General features: G+C 66.2%; 15 protein-coding genes. 7 read left to right on the forward strand and 8 right to left on the reverse strand.

What is annotated here, in order from left to right; all coding sequences use genetic code 11:
• Nucleotides 1-25: 25 nt before the first annotated feature.
• Nucleotides 26-1195 (forward strand): SRPBCC family protein, encoded by a 1170-nt coding sequence (locus tag C4K39_RS27945; RefSeq protein ID WP_124347983.1) that lies wholly within the window; start codon nucleotides 26-28, stop codon nucleotides 1193-1195.
• 25 nt (nucleotides 1196-1220) lie between these two features.
• The gene (locus C4K39_RS27950; RefSeq protein ID WP_124347984.1) at nucleotides 1221-2330 is read left to right on the forward strand and encodes an SMP-30/gluconolactonase/LRE family protein; all 1110 of its coding nucleotides are present in this window, start codon (nucleotides 1221-1223) and stop codon (nucleotides 2328-2330) included.
• A gap of 164 nt (nucleotides 2331-2494) precedes the next feature.
• On the opposite strand, the gene C4K39_RS27955 is transcribed toward C4K39_RS27950, so the two are convergent.
• The 7 genes from C4K39_RS27955 to lexA form a co-directional block, all read right to left on the reverse strand.
• Nucleotides 2495-2728 (reverse strand): DUF465 domain-containing protein, encoded by a 234-nt coding sequence (locus C4K39_RS27955; RefSeq protein WP_068581180.1) that lies wholly within the window; start codon nucleotides 2726-2728, stop codon nucleotides 2495-2497.
• A 136-nt stretch (nucleotides 2729-2864) separates the two neighbouring features.
• Complete coding sequence (locus C4K39_RS27960) at nucleotides 2865-5426, reverse strand: excinuclease ABC subunit UvrA (protein ID WP_124347985.1); 2562 nt, start codon at nucleotides 5424-5426, stop codon at nucleotides 2865-2867.
• A gap of 105 nt (nucleotides 5427-5531) precedes the next feature.
• Nucleotides 5532-5798 (reverse strand): DUF1652 domain-containing protein, encoded by a 267-nt coding sequence (locus C4K39_RS27965; protein ID WP_068581125.1) that lies wholly within the window; start codon nucleotides 5796-5798, stop codon nucleotides 5532-5534.
• Between the two features lie 377 nt (nucleotides 5799-6175).
• The gene (locus C4K39_RS27970; protein ID WP_124347986.1) at nucleotides 6176-9316 is read right to left on the reverse strand and encodes an error-prone DNA polymerase; all 3141 of its coding nucleotides are present in this window, start codon (nucleotides 9314-9316) and stop codon (nucleotides 6176-6178) included.
• On the reverse strand, nucleotides 9313-10728 hold the full coding sequence (locus tag C4K39_RS27975; RefSeq protein ID WP_124347987.1) for a Y-family DNA polymerase: 1416 nt from the start codon (nucleotides 10726-10728) through the stop codon (nucleotides 9313-9315). The genes C4K39_RS27970 and C4K39_RS27975 overlap by 4 nt, the downstream gene beginning before the upstream one ends.
• A 7-nt stretch (nucleotides 10729-10735) precedes the next feature.
• A complete protein-coding gene (gene imuA / locus C4K39_RS27980; protein ID WP_022639437.1) occupies nucleotides 10736-11353 on the reverse strand; it encodes a translesion DNA synthesis-associated protein ImuA in 618 nt (205 codons plus the stop codon).
• The gene (gene lexA / locus C4K39_RS27985; RefSeq protein WP_124347988.1) at nucleotides 11353-11970 is read right to left on the reverse strand and encodes a transcriptional repressor LexA; all 618 of its coding nucleotides are present in this window, start codon (nucleotides 11968-11970) and stop codon (nucleotides 11353-11355) included. Before lexA ends, imuA begins: the two co-directional genes overlap by 1 nt.
• A gap of 193 nt (nucleotides 11971-12163) precedes the next feature.
• Between lexA and C4K39_RS27990 the strand changes: the two genes are divergently transcribed.
• From C4K39_RS27990 to C4K39_RS28010, 5 genes are all read left to right on the forward strand, one after another.
• Complete coding sequence (locus C4K39_RS27990) at nucleotides 12164-12964, forward strand: LuxR family transcriptional regulator (RefSeq protein ID WP_124347989.1); 801 nt, start codon at nucleotides 12164-12166, stop codon at nucleotides 12962-12964.
• Between the two features lie 189 nt (nucleotides 12965-13153).
• The gene (locus C4K39_RS27995) at nucleotides 13154-14278 is read left to right on the forward strand and encodes a class II histone deacetylase (protein ID WP_217884153.1); all 1125 of its coding nucleotides are present in this window, start codon (nucleotides 13154-13156) and stop codon (nucleotides 14276-14278) included.
• Nucleotides 14275-15456, forward strand: coding sequence for an MFS transporter (locus C4K39_RS28000; protein WP_124347990.1), 1182 nt, complete (start codon nucleotides 14275-14277; stop codon nucleotides 15454-15456). The genes C4K39_RS27995 and C4K39_RS28000 overlap by 4 nt, the downstream gene beginning before the upstream one ends.
• 117 nt (nucleotides 15457-15573) lie before the next feature.
• Nucleotides 15574-15864, forward strand: coding sequence for a type II toxin-antitoxin system ParD family antitoxin (locus C4K39_RS28005; protein ID WP_124347991.1), 291 nt, complete (start codon nucleotides 15574-15576; stop codon nucleotides 15862-15864).
• A 1-nt stretch (nucleotide 15865) separates the two neighbouring features.
• A complete protein-coding gene (locus C4K39_RS28010; protein ID WP_124347992.1) occupies nucleotides 15866-16222 on the forward strand; it encodes a type II toxin-antitoxin system RelE/ParE family toxin in 357 nt (118 codons plus the stop codon).
• A 66-nt stretch (nucleotides 16223-16288) separates the two neighbouring features.
• Here the strand turns inward: C4K39_RS28010 and C4K39_RS28015 are convergent, their stop codons facing one another.
• Nucleotides 16289-17173, reverse strand: a complete 885-nt coding sequence (locus tag C4K39_RS28015) for a Dyp-type peroxidase (RefSeq protein ID WP_124347993.1) — start codon at nucleotides 17171-17173, stop codon at nucleotides 16289-16291.
• Between the last annotated feature and the right edge of the window lie 90 nt (nucleotides 17174-17263).

Consider the following 17263-nt stretch of genomic DNA (forward strand, 5'->3'; position numbering starts at 1 on the left):
TAAAAACAACAACGGGAGCAACGCCGTGCGAGAAACCACCCAGCACTTTCGCCAGCAATACCGGGCCGCGGTCAGCCCAGGCTACAACCCCTGGCTGCACGGCGGCTTTGTCCTGGCCTATGGCGTGTTGTGCATCGCCCTGCTGTGCAGCACCCTGGATCGGGTACAGCCTCTGGAATGGTTGGCAGTGCCATTGGCGCTGCTGTTCTTCAACCTGTGCATCTATGTGGTGCACCGTTGGCTGGGGCATCACAAACAGGGTTTTGCCCGGATGTTCTACGCCCGGCATACCGGCGATCACCACAGCTTCTTCACACCGGGCCTGATGGCCTACGAAGGTTTCCGGGACTGGCGGGTCATCCTGTTCCCGGCCTGGCTGATCGTGCTCCACAGCCTGTTGTTCGCCCTACCCCTGTGGGCACTGTTGAGCCTGTGGAACGCCAATGTCGCGGCGCTGTTCGCCAGTTGCACGCTGATCGGCTACCTGGCCTACGAAGTCTTCCACGCCTGCGAGCACCTGCCGGCCAGCCACCCCCTGGCACGCCTGCCCTGGATCCGCCAGATGCGTCAGCTGCACGAACTGCATCATCGTCGCGAGCTGATGCAGGAGCGCAACTTCAACATCGTCCTGCCGCTGATGGACTGGCTGTTCGGCACCCTGTACTGGCAAGCGCAAGACGTCCCGGAATCCTCCTCCAGTGCAGCGACCTCCATGACGCGCATGCAGCACCAGGTCGACATCCCCCGCAGCAGCACCCTGACCCTGGCCTATGCCGCCAGCCCACGGCGCTGGCCGCAGTGGCATCCCTCGTCGCTCAAGGTCGAGGGCGCCGAGGGCCCCTTGGCAGGCGGCCAGGGCTTCGAGGAAGACATCCATGCCGGAGGACGCCATGGCCACCTGAGCTGGCGCGTCGAGGAGTACCTGCCTGGACAGCGTTGGCGGGCCACTGCCCGGGGCGATCATGGTCTATGGTTGCAGGTCACCTACGAATGCCAGCCCCTGGCGGCCGAGCAGACCCGTTTCGTGCGCACCCTGGAGTACCGTTTCGACAACCTGCTGATGCGCTTGGGTAATCGGCTGTTATTCAAACGACGGATAGAACGGGAATCTGCCGCCTCGATGCAGGCATTGTGCAACATGGCTCAGCAAGCCATCGCCCTGGAGCCCACCGTCACGGCAGGCCATCCGTCCTGAACCGCACACAGACAGGAGTCACTGCATGAATCAGATCGCCCCTCGCCGTTTCGGCCCCGCCCGGATCATCCTGCTGTTGGTCATCGCCATCCTGGCCTTCCTGTTGCTGGCACCGACCAAGGTCCAGCCGGTGGCCTGGAATCCGGCGCCGGCCCCCTCCCTGAGCCAGGGCCCGTTCGCCGAGAACCAGAAGCTCAAGGCCGTGCAGGCAGTCGGTGCCCGGGATATCGCCGGGCCCGAGGCGCTACTGCTGGAAAACGACCAGTTGATCACCGGCCTGCACGATGGCCGGGTGGTCCAGACCAGCCTGGACGGCAACAGCCTCAAGGTGCTGGTCAACACCGGTGGTCGGCCCCTGGGCCTGGCTCGCCATCCCGACGGCAGGCTGATCATCGCCGACGCCATCAAGGGCCTGCTGGCCCTGGACAACCAGGGCCAGCTACAGACCCTGAGCAGCGAGGCCAATGGCCTGAAATTCGGCTTCACCGATGATGTCGCGGTGGATGCCGCCGGGCGCTATGCCTATTTCAGCGATGCCAGCAGTCGCTGGGGCTACGGTCGCGACGGTGAAGCGGTGATCGAGCACGGCGGCGATGGCCGCCTGCTGCGCTACGACTTCCAGAACGGCCGGACCGAGGTCCTGCTGGACGGCCTGGAATTCGCCAACGGCATCGCCCTGGGGCCGCAGGAAAGCTTTGTCCTGGTCAACGAGACCGGTGCCTATCGCATCAGCCGTTACTGGCTCAAGGGCGACAAGGCAGGCCAGCACGACCTGTTCATCGATAACCTGCCGGGTTTGCCGGACAACCTCAGTTTCAATGGCCGCGACCGTTTCTGGGTAGCCCTGTATGCACCGCGCAATCCGCTACTGGACGGCACAGCCCCGTACCCTTATGTGCGCAAGATGCTGGTGCGGGCCATGCAAGTGCTGCCCAAGCCGGTGGAGAAGCGCGGCTTCGTCGTGGGCCTGGACACCGAGGGCCGGGTCATTGCCAACCTGCAGGACGGCACGAGCGGCAACTACTCGCCGATCACCACGGTGCGTGAATATGGCGATGCGTTGTACCTGGGCTCCCTGACCGCCCGGCACATGGCGCGTTTGCCACTGCAACAGGCCCTGACGGCCGAGCGCTGAGCTTCGTGTAACCGCTATCGCGGGGAGGCGACGCTTTCGGATTCGTTGGAGAGCCTGTGGATCTTGGCACAGGCTTGGCAGCGGCTGCAGCAGCCGGCCATATCGTGGAAGGCAAGCAACTACGCGCGCCTGTGGCCCGGGCCACAGGCGCGATGGGCAGGAGGTCAGGAGCGGGCGGTGAGTTTGTCGGAGATCTCGTCCTTGATCAGCAGGCGTCTTTCCTTGAGTTTCCTAACTACGTCATCTGCGGCAGCGGCGGCTTCGGCCTCGAGCACCTGGTCATCGATGCTGGTGTATTTATCGAACAGCGCGTTCAAGTGGGGGTCCTGGGCCCGACGCTGCTGAATGTCTTCTTTACTGCAGCTCAGGTCCTGGTAAAGGTCGTGGGTCACCGGCATGGAACACCTCCGTGGTTGATCGGTAGCACGGGCGTCATCGCGCCCCTGCCAGTTGTCAGCATGGCCTTGGCTCCCTCGGTCTGTCGACCGCCAATCAGACCAGCGGTAACCGTTCGTCGCCACTGGCTGTCCTGGATCAATTCTGCCCCAGCGCAGCGGCCAGGAATGGCGCGGTACGGCTGCCGCGGTGCCTGGCCACCTGCTCCGGCGTACCACTGGCCACCAGGCGCCCTCCCTGCTCCCCCGCCCCCGGACCGATATCGATGACCCAGTCGGCCTGGGCCACCACGCGCATCTCATGCTCGACCACCACCAGGCTATGCCCTGCCGTCACCAGCTTGTCCAGTTGCTCCAGCAGGCGGTCCACATCCCGGGGGTGCAAGCCGGTGGTGGGCTCGTCCAGCACATAGAGGGTGGCACCGCGGGCATTGCGTTGCAGTTCGGTCGCCAGCTTGATGCGCTGCGCCTCGCCGCCGGACAGCTCGGTAGCCGGCTGCCCCAGGCGCAGGTAGTCCAGGCCGATGTCGTGCAGCACTTGCAGAGCGCGACGGATCCCCGGTTGCTCGGCGAATACCGGCAAGGCTTGCTCGACGTTCAGTTGCAATACCTGGGCGATGTTCAGGCCCTGCCAGGTCACTTCCAGGGTCTGCGGGTGATAACGCGCGCCCTGACAGGTCGGGCACGGCGCAAAGACACTGGGCATGAAAAGCAATTCGACACTGACGAACCCTTCGCCCTCGCAGGCCGGGCAACGGCCCTTGGCGACGTTGAAGGAGAACTGGCCGGCATCATAGCCCCGGGCCCTGGCCTCAGGAGTGGCTGCGAACAGCTTGCGCACCTGGTCGAACAAACCGGTGTAGGTCGCCAGGTTCGAGCGTGGCGTGCGGCCGATGGGTTTCTGGTCCACTTGCACCAGGCGCTTGATCCGCTCCATGCCCGAGGCAATCCGCCCCGCGCTGCCGATGGGTGCATCGTCCTGCAAATCCAGCTCCGGTGCCTCTTCGCCGTCCGGCTCCCGGCCCAAGTGGGCACCCACCAACTCCAGCAGGGCCTGGCTCACCAGGCTCGACTTGCCGGAACCGGAGATCCCGGTCACGGCGATGAAGCACCCCAGGGGGAACTCGACATCCAGTGCCTGCAGGTTGTTGCGAGTGATGCCCTCCAGGCGCAGCCAGCCCTGGGGCTCGCGTACCGGACGCCGAGGCGCAGGCTGTTCGGCGAACAGGTAACGGCGAGTCTGCGAGACCTCGATGACCGCAAGCCCCGCCGGTGGCCCGCTGTACAGGACCTGGCCACCACGCTCGCCGGCGGCCGGGCCGACCTCCACCAGCCAGTCGGCCCGGCGCATGATCTGCAGGTCATGCTCCACCACGAACAATGAATTGCCTGCGGCCTTGAGCCGCTGCAAGGCCTCGAACAAGGCTTCGGCATCCGCCGGGTGCAGCCCCGCCGAAGGCTCGTCCAGCACATAGATCACACCGAACAGTTGCGACCCCAGTTGAGTCGCCAGGCGCAGGCGCTGCAACTCGCCAGGGGACAGGGTTGGGGTACTGCGCTCCAGGGCCAGGTAGCCCAGCCCCAGGTCGATCAGGGAACCGACCCGCTCCAGCAGGTCCTGGGCGATACGTTGCGCCGCCAGGCGCTTCTCCGGCGACAACGGCATCACACCCCGTGGCGCCCCGGCGTCAGCCGCCACGGGCTTGAGCACCTCGGCCAGTTGCAGCAGCGGCATGCGTGCCAGTTCACCGATATCCATCCCGGCGAACGTCACCGCCAGCGCCTCGCGCTTGAGCCGCTTGCCTTCGCACAACGGGCATGGACTGCCACGCATGAACTGCCCCACGCGCTTTTTCATCAGCGCGCTCTGGGTGTGGGCGAAGGTATGCAGCACGTAGCGTCGGGCCCCACTGAACGTACCCATGTAGCTGGGCTCCTGCTGGCGTGCCAGGGCCTGGCGAGTCTGCTCGGGAGTCAACCCGGCGTACACCGGCACCGTGGGCGTATCCTCGGTGAAGAGGATCCAGTCGCGCTGCTCCCTGGGCAGCTCGCGCCAGGGGATATCCACGTCATAACCCAGGGTCACCAGGATGTCCCGCAGGTTCTGCCCCTGCCAGGCCAGGGGCCAGGAGGCCACCGCGCGCTGGCGAATAGTCAGCGAAGGGTCGGGGACCATGCTCGCTTCATCGACCTCGTACACCCGGCCCAGGCCATGGCACTGCGGGCAGGCGCCCTGGGGAGTGTTGGGCGAGAAGTCCTCGGCATACAGCATCGACTGCCCGGGCGGATAGCTGCCGGCCCGGGAGTACAACATGCGCACCAGGCTGGACAGGGTGGTCACGCTGCCTACCGAGGAGCGGGTGCTGGGGCTGCCGCGCTGCTGTTGCAGGGCCACCGCGGGTGGCAGGCCATCGATACGGTCCACATCCGGCACCCCGACCTGGTCGATCAGGCGCCGGGCGTAAGGCGCAACCGACTCGAAGTAACGGCGCTGGGCCTCGGCATACAAGGTCGAGAACGCTAGGGATGACTTGCCCGAACCGGACACCCCGCTAAATACCACCAACGCATCCCGGGGAATGTCCACGTCGACATTACGCAAGTTGTGCTCGCGGGCACCCCGTACCCGGACAAAACCTGAACTGTGCTCAGGCAGCTGGCTGGCCTGGGGCTCAGGGGGAAGATTACGCGTAGACGTCATGGACCTGCCTTGTCTGGGAAACCGCAAGATGTGAGGGGCGCCGAGCGCCGATCATCACACAATCCCCAGGTCCCGGGGCAGGCCCGTTAACGCCTCGGCCAGTCTTCAGCGCTCCCTCGAGCGTCGACCGCCCTGCTCCTCCGTAAGGCCGGTGTGCCGAAGATCGTAGCGCAGCTCGGCAATCAGCTCGCCGATAGCCCGAGCGCTGGTCAAGTCGCGGGTGGCGATCCCGGTCACGAACAGATCGACCCGGCCACTGGACGGATCGCAGATACGCACGGTCATGGCGCCGTCATGGCCTACGGTGCACTGGCAATGCAAGGGCAAGAAACTGGTCTCGACGATTCTGCGCAGTTCAAGAGTGGAAATCACAGGCAAGGAATCCAAAGGGGTTCGAAGGAAAAACCGCGCAAGACAAACCTATCGTTATGGGGACCAGGCACTGGGTGTCCCTGTCCTTGGGCATCGGTAAAACAGTACAAATTCATTCAACTTGGTACAGAGTAGAAGGCCGGAGCCCATTTGTCGTCGGAGCCTGTCGTTTTTATGCGCTGCTTCACATTGGCGCCATCAGGAACCCGGCAATGAACGCAGCACCGTGCTCAGTTCCCCAGGGCCATAGGGCTTCGTGTCCGGGCTGAGCAGGTGATTGCGCGAAGCCATGTCGTGGGTATGTCCCGAAGTGAACAGAACCGCGATCGGCGGGACCTGGTTCTTGGCCAGGCGGTGAGGTCGGCGCTCTTGGTCGTTCAGTGAAAATCCCGGCTGGGCACCTTGATCCCGGCCAGCAGCGGGGTCAGGTCGCTCAGGCGCCCGGCCACCAGATGGCGTACTTCGCCCTCGACCTCCAGGGTGCCGTCGACCCGCAGTAGTTGCGCGCCCACCAGGACCCGGCGCTGGCGCTCGGCCAGATCGCGCCAGACCACGACATTGAGATTGCCGAACTCGTCCTCCAGGGTGACAAAGGTCACTCCGCTGGCGGTGCCCGGACGCTGGCGCCCGGTGACCATCCCGGCCACGCTCACCGAGCGTCCATGCTCCAGCCCCTGCAAATCGCGGGAACTGCGACAGCGCCGGGCCGCGAGCTGGGGCCGGAGCAAGGCCAGGGGATGCGGGCCCAGGGTGGTGCCCAGGCTGAGGTAATCGGCATACAGGTTCTCGCCGACGCTGGGTCGGGGCAAGCTCACCGGCGCCTCTTCTCGGGCGGGCAGGTCAGCGAACAAGCCCAGCTGCCGCTCCACTCCCGCCACCTCCCAGCGTGCCTGGAAGCGGTCCCTGGCCAGGCCTCGCAGGGCCCCGGCATCGGCCAGGAGCTCCAGGGCGCGCAGATCGAGCCGGGCCCGCTCCCCCAGGTCGGCGACGTCGACAAAGGCCCGCTGGCCCCGAGCCTGCTCGATACGCAAGGCGTCCTCCTGGCGAAAACCCTTGATCATCCGCAACCCCAGGCGCAGGGCCGGCTGGTCGGAGGCCGCGCAAGCGACAGCGTCCGACGGCCCTGCACCCGCAATCTGCAGGGCGGGCCCGGACGGGCCTGCGATCGGCTCCAGGCTGCAATCCCAGTCGCTGCTTCGAACGTCCACCGGGCGGACTTCCAGGCCATGGCGGCGAGCGTCCTGGAGGATCTGGTCCGGGCTGTAGAAACCCATGGGCCAGCTGTTGATCAGGGCGCAGGCGAAGGCCGCCGGCTCATGGCATTTGAGCCAGCAACTGGCATAGGTCAGCAGGGCGAAACTGGCGGCATGGGACTCGGGAAAACCATAGCTGCCAAAGCCCTTGATCTGCTCGAAGATCTGCGCCGCGAACTCCTCGCTGTAGCCCTTGCCCGTCATGCCCTTGAGCAAGCGCTGGCGATGGGGCTCCAGGCCGCCATGGCGCTTCCAGGCCGCCATGGAACGACGCAATTGGTCGGCCTCGCCCGGGGTGTAGTCGGCCGCCACCACCGCGATCTGCATCACCTGCTCCTGGAACAGCGGCACCCCCAGGGTACGCACCAGCACCTCTTGCAGTGCTGGCGAGGGATAGGTCACCGGTTCCTTTTTATCGCGCCTGCGCAGGTAAGGGTGGACCATACCGCCCTGGATCGGCCCGGGGCGGACGATGGCCACCTCGATCACCAGGTCGTAGAACTTCTTCGGCTTGAGCCGGGGCAGCATCGACATCTGCGCCCGCGACTCGATCTGGAACACGCCGATGGTATCGGCCCGGCCGATCATCGCGTAGGTCGCCGGGTCTTCGCTGGGAATGCTGGTGAGGGTATAGCGCTGGCCACGGTAGCCATGGATCAGGTCGAAACAACGGCGGATGGCGCTGAGCATGCCCAGCGCGAGGATGTCCACCTTGAGCAGGCCGACCATGTCCAGGTCGTCCTTGTCCCACTGGATCACCGTGCGCTCGGCCATGCTGGCGTTCTCCACCGGCACCAGGCTGTCCAGGGGCTGCTCGGAAATCACGAAGCCACCGGGGTGCTGGGACAAGTGCCGGGGGAAGCCGATCAACTGCCCGGTCAGGCTCAGGACCCGGCGCAGCAACGGACTCTCGGGGTCGAAACCGGCTTCGCGCAGGCGCTCGAGATCAGGCGCGCTATCGCTCCAGCGGCCACAGCAGGCGGCCAGGGCATTGATCTGGTCCGGCGGCAGGCCCAGGGCCTTGGCCACGTCGCGCACCGCCCCGGCGCCGTGATAGGTACTGACCACCGCCGTCAACGCCGCACGATGCCGGCCATAGCGCCGGAACACGTACTGCAACACCTCTTCGCGGCGCTCGTGTTCGAAATCGACGTCGATGTCCGGCGGCTCGTTGCGCTCCTTGGACAGGAACCGCTCGAACAGCATCACCGAGCGATCCGGGTCGATCGCGGTGATGCCCAGGACGAAACACACCACCGAGTTGGCCGCCGAGCCCCGGCCCTGGCAGAGAATGTGCCGCTCGCGGGCGAACGCGACGATGTCATGCACCGTGAGGAAGTAGCTCTCGTAGCCCAGCTCGCCGATCACCTGCAACTCGTTCTCGATCTGCGCCAGCACCTCGGGCCGGGCCCCGGCGGGCCAGCGCCGGGCAATCCCCTCGCGGACCAGGACCCGCAGCCAGGAACCGGCGTCGTGGCCCTCGGGCACCAGCTCCCGAGGGTACTGGTAGCGCAACTGGCCTAGGTCGAAGCGGCAGCGCTCGGCAATCACCAGCGACTCATCGAGCAGCGCCTGGGGGTACAGGCCTTGCAGCACCGGCAGCGGCCGCAGGTGGCGCTCGCCATTGGCGAACAGGCGCTGCCCGGCCTCGGCCACCGGCAGGTGGTGGCGGATCGCGGTCATGGTGTCCTGCAGGGCCCGGCGCCCACGTACATGCATGTGCACATCGCCACAGGCCACCGCTGGCAGGCGCAGTTGCCGGGCCAGGGCCAAGCGTTGCTGCAACCGCCGGGCATCGTCCTGGCCGCAATGCAGTTCCACCGCCAGCCACAGCCGCTCGGGGAACACCTGGCGCAACCAGGACGTCGCATCGGGGTCGTCCTTCTCATCGCCCAGCCACAGCGCCAGCAACCCGGGCAAGGGCTCGGCGAAATCCTCCCGCAACAAGCGATAACACCCCTTCTCGGCCCGGCGCCGGGCCTGGGTGATCAGCCGGCACAGGGCCTGGTAACCAGCCAGCTCTTGCACCAGCAGCACCAGGCGCGGGCCCTCCTCGACCTGCATTTCACTGCCGACGATCAGCTTCAAGCCAGTTTCGCGGGCGGCCTGCCAGGCCCGCACGATACCGGCCAGGGTGCATTCGTCGGTGATCGCCAGGGCCTGGTAGCCCAGGGCCCGGCCGCGCTCGAACAACTCCCGGGCACTGGAGGCGCCACGCTGGAAGCTGAAATTGGACAGGCAATGCAGCTCGGCGTAGCCGCTCATGCGAACCAGCCTTGCAGCAGCAGCGGCCCGGGTTCGCCCACCTGGCGATAAGCCCAGCCCTGCTGGCCGGTGCGAGTCTGGACTCGGTAATAGTCACGGCGCACATCGGCACCGTCCCACCAACCGGACTCGATGCGTTCCGGGCCCATGACGATCTGCACCGAACCCTCGTCCAGTGGCTGGGGCTCGGTGAGCAACCAGCCTGGGCGACGCAAGCCCGGGTTGGCCGGGCACGGCCGTGGGTCGGCCTGGGGCAGCCAACTGAGTTCCGGGCGGTGGTCGGCGCGATAGCCCAGGCCCTGTACCGCATCGTCTCCCAGGCGTGCCCGCAGCCGTTCGCGCAATTGCTCCCAGGGCAGGTTCTGCTGTGGCCGCTCCTCGAACAGCTCCGTATGCCGAGGCACGAATAGTGGCAGGTCCTCGGCCACCAGGCGCAGGTTGCGCACCGGCGCGGGTACCTGGATCTGCTCCAGGCGTCCACGGGCCAGCTCGAAGAGCAGCGCCGGGTCGCGCTCGGCACCCAGCAACCCCACCGGGACCAGGGTGTCGGCGCCTTCGGCGTGCTCCAGGTGCAGGACGAAGCGCTGCACGCCGCTGTCGCGACCACAGAGAAAGGCCGCCAGGTCGGCGGTCAGGCGACGTAGGGGAAACAGCAGCGCCTGGTGGGACTGCACATCGAAGTTCAGCTCGATGCGCAGGTCGAAACGATCCGGCGGCTGGTAGAAGGCCAGCCCCAGCGCACGCTCGCCAAGCAGGGTATCGAGCTGCCTGAGCAAGCCGCCATCGAAACGCCGGGCCAGGCCCTGGCGCGGCAGGCCATAGAGTTGCGCGAAGCTGCGCACGCCCATGCGCGACAAGGCCGTGGCCTGCTCCGATGCCAGTCCCAGGCGCTCGACGGGTATCGGCCCCAGGGCCTGGTGCAAGGCCTGCTGGTCGGCCACCGCCAGGCCATCGTAGGCGTTGGCCAGGACCCGGGCCGCCGCCGGGTTAGGCGCAGCGACGATACGGTGGCGAAAGCCCAGGGCCTGCAGTTCCTGGCGCAGCCGGGCCTGCAACTGTGGCCAGGGCCCGAACAGGCCCAGGCTCGATTCGATTTCCAGCACCAGGGTGCGCGGATAGGCCACGCTGACCTGGGAGCTGAAACCATAGGCCCAGGCGGCAAGGAACTGCTGCCAGTGATCGATCTGCTGGGGATCGTACTCGGCACAGGCGAAATCCTGGGCCAGGGCCTGGGCGGCCGTCAGCGATTGCCCGGGGCGCAACCCCAGCTCGCGGGCGGCGTCGTTCACCGCCTGGATCACTCGACGTTGCGGGCTGCCGCTGAGCAGCGCCAACGGCGCCTGGGGCTCGGCGCGCTGGCGCAGTACCGCGTCCAGCGCCAATTGCGGGAACAGGATGCACACCCAGCGCATGTCGACCTCAGTGCCCGGCCTGCAGGGCAATCGGTTGTGGATGGGCCAGGCCACCCCGGCACTTGAGAATCCGCAACTGCGCAGGATGGCCCTGCAAGGTCAGGCGCAGGGCCGCTGGCGACGGATTGTGCGCGGCCTCCAGGGGACGGTAGGCGAAGGCCAGGGTCTGGCCGCTTTCGGCCGCCACCTGCAAGCGCCGCAGGGCCCGGTCGTCGGCCTGTTGCGGCCAGCACAACACCGCGCCACAACTGCCCGAGCGCAGGCACTGTTCGGCGGCCCACAAGGCGTCGCGCTCTGCGGCCTGGATGATCGACAACTGGCGCAGATCCACCCCGGCGTTCTGCCAGGCCAGGGGAAAAGGCACGAACGGCGGCGCCACCAGGACGATGCGCTCCCCCGCCGCCGCCAGCCGCGCCAGGCTGGGCCAGAGCAATTGCAACTCGCCCAGGCCCTGGGCGGCGACGAGGATTTCCGTCAGCGCCGCTTCCGGCCAGCCGCCACTGGGCAACACCGCATCCAGGGCAGCGTGGCCGGTGGCATGCACACTGGCGGGCACGGCCGCCGGGCGGCCCTTCCAGACTCGCCCGGCATTGAACAGCGAGTCCAGTGCGACCACAGCGCCCATCAGCCCTGCCTCACCAGGCCACAGAACACGCCTTCGATGAACAGCTCGTGATCGGCCGTGACCTCAATCGGCTGGTAGGCCGGGTTGCGTGGCAGCAGGCGGATGCTCTGCCCCTTGCGCTCGAAGCGCTTGATGGTCACCTCGCCATCGAGCCGGGCGATCACCGTCTGGCCATTGCGCGCCTCAGCGCTGCGGCGTACCGCCACCAGGTCGCCGTCGAAAATGCCGTCGTCGATCATCGAGTCGCCCTGGACCCGCAACAGATAGTCGGGCGTGCGTGAGAACAACCCCGGATCCAGCAGCAACTGGCCATGGATCTCGGCATCGACGCCGATCGGCGCACCGGCGGCGACCCGGCCCAGCACCGGGATCTCCAGCAGCTCGGGGCGTGGTGCCTGGTTGAGCAGGCGGATACCCCGCGCCTGATGCGGGTTGACCTCGATGAAACCGGCCTCGGTCAAGGCCAGTACATGCTTGCGTGCCACGCTGCGCGAGGCGAAACCGAAGGCCTCGGCGATCTCGGCAAGGCTCGGCGGCTGGCCGCGATCGGCGATGCGTTCGCGGATAAAGGTCAGGATGGCACTGCGCCGGGGAGATAAAGTCGTCATGGAGTACATTTGTACTCCTCTCGGAATTTTCTGACAAGAATCGTACGAAATATCCGAACACCACTCGTCCGATCGAGCGCTGGGCAAGCAGCGGCGGGCCTTGGGAAACAGGGCACTACGCGAATCCTGGCCAAGCACGAGATGGCACTGCATTTGCTGCCAATACCGACAGCAACCCAGAACACGCGAACGGGGGATACCCATGCAACTGACCAAGGCGCTGGCGAAGTGGGAAATGGCCGACTGGCACCAGATGCTCGCCAGGTTGCTGGAGAACAGCGCCCACCCGGGGTTCCCGGACTTGCTGTCGTACTCCCTGCAGTCCTTGCTGGCCCATGACAACGTGGTCATCAAGTCCTATCGCGCTGGCTGCCGTCCGCAGATCCTCTACGAGGACTATCCCGCCCAGCAGCACGAACGCTACATCGCGCGTTACCTGGACGACATCTACCGCCTGGACCCGGTGTCCTGCTCCATCATCGACGGCCGCACCAGCGGCATCCTGCGCATCAACCAGCGCACCTGCCAGCTGCGCGACACCGACTACTACCGGCATTACTACCAGGAGCTGGACCTGGCCGATGAAATCGGCGTTCTGGTGCCCGTCGATGCCCAGACCACCCTGGTCATGTCCATCGGCAGGCGTTCGCGCTGCCTGGCCAGCACCCAGGAGCTGCAAGCACTGCACAACATCTACCCGATCCTCCAGCACCTACTGCGCAGCTACAGCGACCAGCATCGCGCAGCGCCAAGCGCCACCAGCCCCCTGGAGCAGGCTCTGGAGACCTTTGCCGAGCAACTGCTGACCCCACGGGAGCGGCAAGTCGTGCGCCTGATGCTGCAAGGCAACCCCGGCAAGCTCATCGCCCGGCACCTGGGCATCAGCCCCGGCACGGTCAAGGTGCATCGGCGCAATATCTACGCGCGCCTTGCGGTGTCCTCGCAGATGCAGCTATGCGACCTGTTTCTCAAGCAAGCCTCGCGCCCGCCTGCCCTGGCGTGACGCTCGCCCCGGCCAAGGCTGTTTCCGAAGGAAACACTTGCCCTGGGGCCAGGCCAATGATCGCCTGCCGCCTCTACCTCCACGGGTGTATTTATCGATTTCCCCGGCCTTTCTAACCTCGGCTCGCACCCTCCCCGACAGCATCCCGAGAACCGGCGTACTCCCGTGCGCCAGAGAGGCAATGACTCCATGCAAACGGCACTTGTCTGGCACGAGCTCTACATGTGGCATTCCACCGGCAACCATGCCGGCCTGTTCGCCCCCGGCCTGCAGATCCAGCCCGGCCTGCACTTCGAGAACCCGGAAAGCAAGCGACGGCTGAAGAACCTGCTGGATATCAGCGGCATCACCGAGCAACTGCTGCCGATCAAGCCCAGGCCCGCCACCGACGAACAATTGCTTCGCGTGCATGGCGCCGACTACCTGCAATACCTGCAAGGCCTCAGCGACCGGCAAGGTGGCGACGCCGGCGACAATACTCCGTTCGGCAGCGGCAGCTTCGAGATCGCCAGGCTCGCCGCCGGCGGGGTGATCGACGCCGTCAAGCAGGTGCTGCGCGGTAATGTGCGCAATGCCTACGCATTGGTTCGCCCACCTGGACACCATGCCGAAGCCGACCGTGGACGCGGCTTCTGCCTGCTGGCCAATGCCGCGCTCGCCGCCCATGAAGCCCTGGCGGTGCATGGCCTGGAACGGATCGCGGTGGTGGATTGGGACGTGCACCATGGCAATGGCACCCAGAGCATTTTCTGGGACGATCCACGGGTACTGACCCTCTCCCTGCACCAGGACGGCAACTATCCGCAGGATTCGGGCAAGGTCGAGGAACAAGGGGCAGGCGCCGGCCTGGGTTTCAATCTCAATATCCCGCTCCCCCCGGGCTCAGGGGAAGGCGCCTACTTGCATGCCTTCGACGAAATAGTGCTGCCGGCCCTGGCCGCCCACCGCCCGCAACTGATCCTGGTGCCCTGCGGGTTCGATGCCGGGGCCCACGACCCGCTGGGGCGCATGCTGCTGCACAGCGAGGCCTACCGCAAACTGACCACCCGGCTGATGCTCGCCGCCGAGCGCCTGTGCGACGGGCGCCTGGTGCTGTGCCACGAAGGCGGCTACGAGGCCAACTCGGTGCCGTACTTCGGCCTGGCGGTGATCGAGACCCTCAGCGGCCTGCAAAGCGGCATCGCCGATCCCCACCTGAGCGCCATGCGCGCCCTGCCGGGCCAGGAGCTGGCCGAACACCAGCGGCAGTGGATCGCCCAGCTCAAGGCCAGCCTGCATTCACCGCTGCTGGAACAGCCGGAGCGCTACTCATGAGCGTGCCATCCGCTCCAGCCGTCGAGATGGCGCAAAGCCGCGACCGCCTGCGCCTGCTGGCGGTGATCCTGTTCTCCGCCATCGGGCCACTGGTGCTGCTGACGGCACCGGCCCTGGTCAGCCGCTACATCGTCGAACTGGGCATGGATAACCGCCAGGTCGGCTGGCTGTTCAGCCTGGAGCTGGGCGCCATGGCCATCTCCACCCTGCCGACCTACCTGTGGATGCGTCGCTACGACTGGCGCTGGATCGCCGGCCTGGCCGGCAGCCTGTTCCTGTTGGGCAACCTGTTCAGCGCCTGGCTGATGAGCGAGCCGAGCCCCGGCTTCGGTCTCCTGGCCGCCCTGCGTTTTCTCACGGCCTTCAGCGAAGCCGCGCTGGTGCTGGTGTGCCTGGGCACCGCCGGAACCTTGCCCAACGCCACCCGCGCGTTCGGCCTGTGGGTCACCGGCCAGCTGGTGCTGGCGGCGCTGTGCCTGCAGCTCATGCCATGGCTGTTCGAGCACTGGGGCGTCTCCAGCTTCTTCCTGCTGATCGCGCTGTTCACCGCCTTGATCCTGCCACTGGTGCTTTCCCTGCCCGCCGGGAGCCACGACGATAACCGCCCACTGCCGCCACGCCAGGCCCAGGCAATGCTCCTCAAGATCTGCCTGGGCATGCTGGCGATCTTTCTTTTCTACTTGAGCCTCAGCGGCATCTGGACCTTCGCTGGCGAACTGGCACGCCTGCGTGGCATCAGCACCGGCGACAGTGCCAGCGCCCTGGCGAGCGCTTCATTGATGGGCGTGGCGGGCGCGGCCATGGCCAGCTGGATCGGTGTCCGGGGCCGGCGTGCCTGGCTGCTGGCCCTGGGTTACCTGGCCATGACCGCAGGCTTGTTCGGCCTGCTCGGCGAAATCTCCACCTGGCGCTACCTGTTGGCGGCCTGCGCCTTCAAGTTCGCCTGGACCTTCGCCCTGCCCTTCCTGCTCTCGGCGATCAGCGACTACGACCGCCAGGGCGGCAAGCTGGTAGTGCTGGCCAACCTGGCCATTTGTGGCGGCCTGGCCGTGGGCCCGTCCCTCGCCGCCTGGCTGCTGGGCGACACCCTGGACTTTGGCCTGCTCCTGCTGGCCTCCATGGCGATCTGCGCACTGTCGTTCCTGGCCATCCTGCCGCTGGCCGGCAATCGGCGTTAGCCTTGGCCGCCACCCAGGGTGGCCGCCTGTCACCGAGACGCTCCAGAAGCTGAAGCCGGCAGTCGATTGGCATAATATGCCAATCACTTCGATCACCACTCTGAGCGGGAACAGGCCATGCCGACTCGTAACGTTGTCCTTACTGCACAGCAGGAACAACTCATCAACAACCTGGTCAAGACCGGCCACTACCAGAACGCCAGCGAGGTGCTGCGTGAAGGCCTACGCCTGCTGCAACAACGCCTGGCCGAGGATGCGGCAAAAATCGAAGCGCTGCGGCACGCAACCACGACCGGCATGACCGACCTGGAACATGGACGATTCACAGAAATTCACGAAGGCCAGTTGCAGCATTACCTTGCTGAACTGGGGCTGGAGGCCGCCGCCACGGAACAAGAGAAACATTGAGGTGGCCAGGTATCGGATCGCCGACACAGCCCGAAGCGATATCGTCGATGCCCTGAGGTTTTCCCAGAAGCACTTTGGCGAACAGGCCCGGATCCGCTACCAGGACTTGCTCCTCGGAGCGCTACAGGACCTCGCCACCGCCCCCCTGCGCTTGGGCAGTCATGAACGCAACGACCTGACGCCCGGATTGCGTAGCTACCACCTGCTCCATTCTCGAGGACGCAGCCAGGGACAATCAGGCCTGGTCAAGCGACCACGCCACATCCTGTTCTACCGGGTAATCGATAACGACCTGATCGAGGTGATCAGGTTGCTGCATGACGCCATGGACGTCCAATCGCACCTGCCGATCGAATGAAGCTTGCACTGGCCAGGCTCGCCGCAACCCAATCGCCACCCGAGCGGGTGGCGATGATCCGGCCGGTCAGGCCGCTTGCAGGGCGCGCAGGTCGAGCTTGCCGTCCAGCAATGGCGGGCACCAGTAGTAGCCACCGGTGAGCGGCCGGCTCATGCGGTACAAGCCATCGACGATGCCGTCCTCCAGGCCGCTCATGCGCCGCAGCTGGGCTTCGAAGGCGCTGAAGGAGTGACCAAAGGCAAGGAACATCAGGCCGCCCTTGTCACCTTCGATCCATGGCATCGAGCGCCGTACGAGGAAGGCTTCGGGGGTGAAGCTTTCCTGGGCCGTACGCTTGACGTGGGCCGACTCCGGCGCATCTTCCAGCTCTTCGTTATCGCTCAAGCGTCGCCCGATGATGTGGTCGCGCTCCTGGGAGTGCATCGCGGCAAAGCCCTTGAAGTCGTGCTGCCACTGCTGGATCGCGGCAAAACTGCCACCACGCAGGCCAGCGTCGCCATTGGCCAGGGCCGCGGCCACGGCGGCTTCGTCCTCGGGATTTTCGGTGCCATCTTCGTAGCCGGTCAGGTCGTGGCCGGTCTTGTGGCGGAAGGCCTCGTTCATCTGCACCAGGCGAAAGGCCGGGGCCAGCGCGGCCTCCAGTTCGTTGCTGCGGTGCATCAGCTCGCCACGTTCGTCGCCATGCAGCCAGACCCACAGGGCGTGCTGGGTCGAAGGGTTATCGACGCCGACCCCGGTCAGTCCTGGGAAGGCCTTCAGTCCTTGCACACGAGCCCCCAGGGCCTTGACCAGCGAGGCACCGAACCCGGCCACGGCGCTGGCGCCATCGATCCGCGCCAGCAATTGGTCGAGCGCCTGGGGCAACGCCGCGATGGACTCGAGGGCGAAAAACAGATGGCGGGCCTGGGACGGAACGGGGGCAGCGAGGATGCCGGACTGGTAGTAACTCATGGGAACTCCTGAATGAAAGCACGGAGTTTACCGCCGCCGCAGGCCGTGCGCGACCCGCAGGATCACCTGGATCTTACGATTGCTGAAGGG

This window comes from Pseudomonas sessilinigenes, from assembly GCF_003850565.1.
Lineage (GTDB): Bacteria > Pseudomonadota > Gammaproteobacteria > Pseudomonadales > Pseudomonadaceae > Aquipseudomonas > Aquipseudomonas sessilinigenes.

What these genes read in the sequence shown, in the direction of transcription:
- C4K39_RS27950 (WP_124347984.1), top strand. Translation starts at nt 1,221, where the DNA reads ATGAATCAGATCGCCCCTCGCCGTTTCGGCCCCGCCCGGATCATCCTG.
- C4K39_RS27955 (WP_068581180.1), bottom strand. Translation starts at nt 2,728, where the DNA reads ATGCCGGTGACCCACGACCTTTACCAGGACCTGAGCTGCAGTAAAGAA.
- C4K39_RS27960 (WP_124347985.1), bottom strand. Translation starts at nt 5,426, where the DNA reads ATGACGTCTACGCGTAATCTTCCCCCTGAGCCCCAGGCCAGCCAGCTG.
- C4K39_RS27970 (WP_124347986.1), bottom strand. Translation starts at nt 9,316, where the DNA reads ATGAGCGGCTACGCCGAGCTGCATTGCCTGTCCAATTTCAGCTTCCAG.
- C4K39_RS27975 (WP_124347987.1), bottom strand. Translation starts at nt 10,728, where the DNA reads ATGCGCTGGGTGTGCATCCTGTTCCCGCAATTGGCGCTGGACGCGGTA.
- imuA (WP_022639437.1), bottom strand. Translation starts at nt 11,353, where the DNA reads ATGGGCGCTGTGGTCGCACTGGACTCGCTGTTCAATGCCGGGCGAGTC.
- lexA (WP_124347988.1), bottom strand. Translation starts at nt 11,970, where the DNA reads ATGTACTCCATGACGACTTTATCTCCCCGGCGCAGTGCCATCCTGACC.
- C4K39_RS27990 (WP_124347989.1), top strand. Translation starts at nt 12,164, where the DNA reads ATGCAACTGACCAAGGCGCTGGCGAAGTGGGAAATGGCCGACTGGCAC.
- C4K39_RS27995 (WP_217884153.1), top strand. Translation starts at nt 13,154, where the DNA reads ATGCAAACGGCACTTGTCTGGCACGAGCTCTACATGTGGCATTCCACC.
- C4K39_RS28000 (WP_124347990.1), top strand. Translation starts at nt 14,275, where the DNA reads ATGAGCGTGCCATCCGCTCCAGCCGTCGAGATGGCGCAAAGCCGCGAC.
- C4K39_RS28005 (WP_124347991.1), top strand. Translation starts at nt 15,574, where the DNA reads ATGCCGACTCGTAACGTTGTCCTTACTGCACAGCAGGAACAACTCATC.
- C4K39_RS28015 (WP_124347993.1), bottom strand. Translation starts at nt 17,173, where the DNA reads ATGAGTTACTACCAGTCCGGCATCCTCGCTGCCCCCGTTCCGTCCCAG.